The 2,549-nt window shown below is 41.0% G+C and carries 3 protein-coding genes; all 3 read right to left on the bottom strand.

The window, feature by feature from the left end:
- Window positions 1-798 (bottom strand): TP0910 N-terminal domain-containing protein (locus HP456_RS22655; protein ID WP_172255293.1); only part of this gene is annotated, 798 nt, incomplete at its 3' end.
- A 22-nt stretch (window positions 799-820) separates the two neighbouring features.
- Window positions 821-1,591 (bottom strand): ribonuclease HII, encoded by a 771-nt coding sequence (gene rnhB, locus HP456_RS22650; RefSeq protein ID WP_281358121.1) that lies wholly within the window; start codon window positions 1,589-1,591, stop codon window positions 821-823.
- 89 nt (window positions 1,592-1,680) lie between these two features.
- The gene (gene ylqF, locus HP456_RS22645; RefSeq protein ID WP_172255291.1) at window positions 1,681-2,547 is read right to left on the bottom strand and encodes a ribosome biogenesis GTPase YlqF; all 867 of its coding nucleotides are present in this window, start codon (window positions 2,545-2,547) and stop codon (window positions 1,681-1,683) included.
- Between the last annotated feature and the right edge of the window lie 2 nt (window positions 2,548-2,549).

The raw sequence follows: 2,549 nt of genomic DNA, 5'->3' as shown, positions 1-2,549 counted from the left end.
AGCTTGGGAAAATATTTTCTTCATTCCTTCCTGCAATCCATGTATCTTACTTTCGCTTGAAATAATCCCCAAAGACTTCAGCAATTCGAAATGGCCCATTCGTGTTGAAAATGGTTCTGAAGGGTTCATTGCATTTTCCATTGCCTTTACTGCCATCCGTTTAGAAGTTAGGAATTGAAGTGGATCTTGAATCTTATTAATGATATCCAGTGTTTCGTGATTAGATCCAGAAGAAGTCGACAGGTAGCTTTTTAAACTGTTTAAGAGAGAGCTGAATGTTTCCGGTCCTTTACCTGCTTCAAATGACAAGAGCACTTTTTCTGATAAAGGCAGATGATTTTTCATCATCTCTATTAACATCGGCAGCCGGCTTTTTGAGTTTCCGGCATTGATATGCTCCGAGGCAAATTGAAGTAATTCCCTGGTAATTGGTACTCTATTGTTTATTAATTGAATAACCGTATTGACAAGTTCTTTATTAGCGGGCTGATTATGTAATTGATTGATTAAAACCTGGGCAACACTTTTATTATTTTTTTCTCCGGAGCCTTGTTGAATGACACTGAGACTTAATCCACTATCCGTTTGATTGACCCTGACCCAATAACGATTCCCGGCTTCCAGGGGGGCATCAAGCTTTGCTATGAACTTCTGCCCTGAGGCTGATACCTCAGCCAAACCGTCACCGACAAGTTTATGGACAGAAACATGAAGAATTCTGCCATTCTGAAGGGAGAACGGTTTGCCTCTTATGTGGGATGAAGTGTGTGAATTATATGACCCTTGAATATCATTCATTTGTTATTACTCCCTTATCGTTTCATGTTATATCTCTTACCGGAGCAAAACTCTTTCTGTGAATAGGTGTAACACCATTTTGTTTCAAACCCTCTAAATGCCCTTTTGTCCCATAACCGGCGTTCTTGTCAAATCCATATCCAGGGTAAGTTAAAGCATACTCTTTCATGAGCTTATCCCGTGTTACTTTGGCAACGATGGAAGCTGCTGCAATGGATACGCTTTTCGAATCACCTTTTATGATTGACTCTTGCGGGTAGGGCGTATCCAATTTCATTGCATCAATTAATAGATAATCAGGATTTCTTTGTAGATTGGAGATGGCATATAGCATCGCTTTCTTAGTGGCTTCATAAATATTTATGGTGTCAATTTCCTCCGCATCAATCATTCCAATCCCGATAGAGACTGCTTTTTCCCTTATTACATCATAGAATTCATTTCGTTTCGTTTCCGAAAGCTGTTTACTATCATTTATGCCAGGCAGGTAAAAATCTTGAGGCAATATGACAGCAGCTGCCACAACGGGACCGGCCAAAGGTCCTCTTCCAACTTCATCTATACCAGCAATCGCTGAATAACCCTGTCTGACTATTTTATTCTCTAAAATAGTCAAGTTGGAGAAATCATCTTTTTCTTTCTTTAGTCTTTGAAGATTCCGGTTGTATTGTTCAATGATTTTCTGAACACCTTTTCTATTGTCTTTTTTCAACTTTTTTAGAAGCGGATCATCTTCTGACATCTTTGCTGCTAGTAACTTTATCTCATTAACTGACAAGTCCTTTGTTTCCAATTGTCACTGCCCCTTTTATATCGGAATCTTTCAACAAAAATAAAGAGGCATCAATAAAGAGCATCGTCCTCTTTAAAGAGCCTCATTCATCATTCATCGTCACTTTGAATCTCTTCGATCATGTCAAAGGTCATCGGGCCGAGCTGGACATTTCTAATGTCACGGATGATCACTTCTGAGGTTTTATCATAATCGACTTCCCCTCCGCCCATTAAGCACCCGCGCTTCTTCCCGACTGCATCGAATTTATCAACAATTTCATCGGGAATCACTTCAAGTCCGTAGCGTTCTTTTAATCGCTCAGGATAGTGGAGCTCGAGGAATTTCAATCCATATACCGCGATATCCTGCAGATTTAAGATTGTGTCTTTGATGGCACCCGTCAGAGCCAGTTTATAGCCTACTCGTTCGTCTTCGAACTTTGGCCAGAGAATACCAGGTGTATCAAGCAGTTCAAGTTCTTTCCCCACTTTAATCCATTGCTGGGCTTTTGTCACTCCGGGAGTATTACCTGTTTTAGCTATATTCTTTTTGGCGAGTCGATTGATTAATGTAGATTTACCCACATTCGGGATACCAACAATCATCGCTCTGATTGCACGGGGTCTCATTCCCCGTGACTTCATACGATCAAATTTCTCTTTCAAAATCTCTTTCGCTGATTGAACGATAGAGTGCAGGCCTTTCCCGCCCTGTGCGTTGACCGCAAGAGCGGTGATTTCCTGTTCCTGGAAATAAGCAATCCACTGATTCGTTCTGACCGGATCCGCCATATCTGCCTTATTAAGAAGAACCAGTCTCGGCTTTTGTCCGATTATCTCTTCAATCATAGGATTTCTGGATGATAAGGGAATTCGAGCATCAACAAGTTCGATGACGATATCGACCAGCTTTAACTTTTCGGTTACCTGCCTGCGGGCTTTAGCCATATGTCCCGGAAACCATTGAATGGTCATAT

It is taken from the genome of Bacillus haikouensis (genome assembly GCF_013179555.1).
GTDB classification, from domain to species: Bacteria; Bacillota; Bacilli; order Bacillales; family Bacillaceae_B; genus Rossellomorea; species Rossellomorea haikouensis_A.
Note: the sequence above shows the minus strand (reverse complement) of the source record. Positions and strands in the feature narration are given on the sequence as shown.